A 3,940-nucleotide genomic window follows, 5' to 3' on the forward strand; every position below is an offset into this window, starting at 1 on the left:
ATCGACACCCGCGCGCTACCGGCACCGGAATACAGCGACGCCGAACGCTACCGCGCCCCAGTGACCGCGATCGAAGAAATCCTGGCCGGCATCTACGCCCAAGTCCTCGGCGTCGACCGCGTCAGCGTCGACGACTCCTTCTTCGAACTCGGCGGCGACAGCATCTTGTCGATGCAGGTGGTGGCCCGGGCGCGGGCTGCCGGTGTGTTGTGCCGCCCGCGCGACATCTTCGTGGAGAAGACGGTGGCCCGGTTGGCGCGGGTGGCGCGAGTGGCCGAGGGCGGCTCCGGTCCCGTCGACGAGGGTGTCGGCCCGGTGGTGGCGACGCCGATCATGCGCTGGCTGCAGGGCATGACGGGTCCGGTCGAGCAGTTCAACCAGACCATGGTGGTCCAGGCTCCCGCCGACGTCGCCGAGGCGGACGTGGTTGCGGTGCTGCAGGCACTGTTGGACCGGCATCCCATGCTGCGCTGCCGCGTCGACGACGACGGCGCCGGTGGCTGGGCGCTGCAGGTGCCCGAGGCGGGCGCGGTGAACGCCCGCGACTGCCTGCACGTCACCGACGCATTGTCCGACGACGTGCTCGTGGCGGCCACGCGTCGGCTGGATCCGGCCTCGGGTGCGATGGTCAGCGCGCTGTGGACCACCTCGACGAGCGAACTGGTGCTGATCGTCCATCACCTGGCCGTCGACGGTGTCTCGTGGCGAATCCTGTTGGAGGACTTGAACATCGCGTGGGCGCAACACCGTAACGGCCAACCTGTGGAGTTGCCGGCGCCCGGTACGTCGTTCGCGCGGTGGTCCTCGCTGCTGGCCGAGCACGCGCGCACCGCAGATGTCGTGGAGCAGGCCGACGCGTGGCGAGAGGTGACCGCGACCCCGGCGTCGTTGCCGGCCGTGCAACCAGATCTCGACACGTTCGCCACCGCGGGCCACCTCTCGGTCGCGCTGGACTCCGAGACCACCGCCTCGCTGCTGGGTGAGGTGCCGGCCGCCTTCCACGCCGGGGTCAACGACATCTTGCTGATCGCGTTCGGGCTTGCCGTTGCGGAGTTCCTCGGCAGCGGCGAGGCGCCCGTCGCCATCGACGTGGAGGGCCATGGCCGCCACGAAGAACTGGCCGGCGACGTCGACCTGTCGCGCACGGTGGGTTGGTTCACCACCATGTACCCGGTCGCGCTGGCGGGCGGCGGCCTGGACTGGGCGCAGGTGGTCGCCGGCGACGCAGCGCTGGGCACCGCGGTCAAGAGCGCCAAGGAACAGCTGCGCGCCCTGCCCGACGGCCTGACGTACGGCCTGCTGCGCTACCTGAACCCCGACGTCGGAATGGCCGGGTCCGAACCCGCGATCGGGTTCAACTACCTGGGCCGGCTGGGCAGCGCCGCGGCCGAACTGTCCGGCGAGTTCTGGCGGATCAGCGAGGAAGGCCTGGCGCTGACCGGGGCAACCGCGGCGTTGCCGATGCCGTTGGCGCACACCGTCGAACTCAACGCCGTCACCACCGACGCCGACACCGGCCCGCAGCTGCACGCCAACTGGCGGTGGGCGCCCTCAGCCCTGGACCAGGCGCAGGTCGAGAGGCTGAGCCGGCTGTGGTTCGAGGCGCTGGCCGGCATCCGCGCACACGTGCGCAGCGGCGGCGGCGGCCTGACGCCCTCGGACATCGCCCCCGCCCGGCTGAGCCAGCAGGAGATCGACGAGCTGGCACAGCAGCACCGCGTCGCCGATGTCCTTCCGCTGACCGCCCTGCAGCTCGGCCTGTTCTTCCACACCAGCACGGCGCAGGGCCACGACGACGATGTCTACGCCGTGCAGCTGGACATCACGATCAGTGGGGCCCTCGACGCCGCCCGGCTTCGCGACGCCCTGCAGACGGTGGTGAACCGGCACCCGAACCTGGCGGCCCGATTCTCCGACCAGTTCGGCGAGCCCGTCCAGGTCATCCCGGTGGACCCGGTGGTGCCCTGGCGGTACGTCGACCTCGAGGGTGTCGACGACGTCGACGAGCAGGTGCGGCAGCTGTGCGCAGCCGAACGTGCGGCGGTCTGCGACCTGGCCGACGAGTCGGTGTTCCGGGCGGAGCTCATCCGCACCGCGGCAGATGAGCATCGGTTCGTGCTGACCAACCACCACATCGTGATGGACGGCTGGTCGACGTCGATCCTGCTGCGGGAGACGATCGCGAGCTACTACGGCCAGCATCTGCCGGCGCCCCCGTCCTACCGCAGCTTCGTCAGCTGGCTGTTCGACCGCGACCGCGCCGCCGCCCAGGAGGCCTGGCGCCAGGTGCTCGCCGGATTCGAGACCCCGACGCTGGTGAGCCCCCCGGGGCGGTCGAGCCTGGGCCGGCGAGACGTCGCCTCGTTCCAGGTGGCCGAGGACACCACGCGGGCGTTGACCGAGCTGGCCCGCTCCCACGGGACGACCGTCAGCACCGTGCTGCAGGCCGCGTGGGTGCAGCTGCTGATGTGGCTGACCGGCCAGCCCGACGTCGCCTTCGGCACCGCCGTCTCAGGGCGGCCCACCGAGGTGCCCGGCGCGGACTCGATGGTCGGCCTGTTGATCAACACCGTGCCGGTGCGCGCGACGATCACCCCGACGACCACCGTCGCCAGCCTGCTCGACCAGCTCCAGCAGGTCTACAACGACACCCTCGAGCACCAGCACGTCGGCCTCGGTGACATCCACCGCATTGCCGGCCACGACCAGTTGTTCGACACCCTCTTCATCTACGAGAACTACCCGATCGACACCTCCGCACCATCAGGAGCCCAAGAGTTGGCCATCACCGACGTCAAACCCCGCGAATACAACCACTATCCGCTGTCGGTGCAGGCCGCCCCCGGACGTGAACTGGACGTCCGGATCGAGTTCGACACCGACGTGTTCGACAGCGCCCGGATCGCGGCGCTCATCAAGCGGTTCAAGCGGGTGCTCGTGGCGATGACCGCCGACTCGGGCCAACAGTCATGACCGCGGACACCTCACGGCGGTTGCTGTCCCTCGACCTGCTCGACGAGGACGAACACGCCGAACTGGACGACTGGGGTAACCGGGCGGCGTTGACGTCGCCGAAGACCGTCTCGGCGTCGGTGCCTGCGCTGTTCGCCGAGCAGGTGGCCCGCACGCCGGAGGCGGCGGCGCTCACCGACGGGCAGCGGTCGTGGACGTACCGCGAACTCGACGACGCCGCCAACCGGATGGCCCATCATCTGGCCGGCCTCGGCGCCCGGCCGGGACAGTCTGTGGCGCTGGTGTTCTCGCGGTCGGCTGAGGCGATCGTGTCGATCCTCGCGGTGCTGAAGACGGGCGCGGCGTATCTGCCGATCGACCCGGCGCTGCCGACGACACGGATCGAGTTCATGGTGTCCGACGCCGCACCGGTCGCCGCAGTCACGACCGCCGCGTCCGCCGATCGGCTGGCCGGGTGCGATGTGCGCGTCGTCGACGCCGAGGATCCGCACATCCAGACCGGCCCGGACCGGCCGTTGTGCGCGCCGACTGCCGGCGACATCGCTTACTTCATCTACACCTCAGGCACCACCGGGGTGCCCAAAGGCGTTGCGGTCACTCACCGCAACGTGGTCCACTTCCTGACCAACGGACTCGGCGGGGTGCCGTCGGGCCCGGGTCAGGTGTGGTCGCAGTGGCACTCGTACTCCTTCGACGTCTCGGTGTGGGAGATGTTCGGCGCGTTGCTGCACGGCAGCCGGCTGGTCGTCGTGCCCGAAGACGTCGCAGCTTTCCCCGACGAGTTGCACGCGCTGCTGGTAGCCGAAGGCGTCACCGTGTTGAGCGAAACCCCTTCTGCCGCAGGCATGCTCGCACCCGAAGGGTTGACGTCGGCGCTCGTGGTGGCGGGCGAGGCGTGCCCGACGGAGTTGGTGGACCGGTGGGCGCCGGGGCGCACGATGATCAACGCCTACGGTCCGACCGAGGC

The 3,940-nt window shown here is 70.2% G+C and carries 1 pseudogene; it reads left to right on the forward strand.

Annotated elements, in window-relative coordinates:
* Positions 1-3,940: pseudogene (locus A5663_RS11840) on the forward strand (condensation domain-containing protein); the annotation flags it as partial.

The organism is Mycobacterium sp. E740 (assembly GCF_001672895.1).
Taxonomy (GTDB): Bacteria; Actinomycetota; Actinomycetes; order Mycobacteriales; family Mycobacteriaceae; genus Mycobacterium.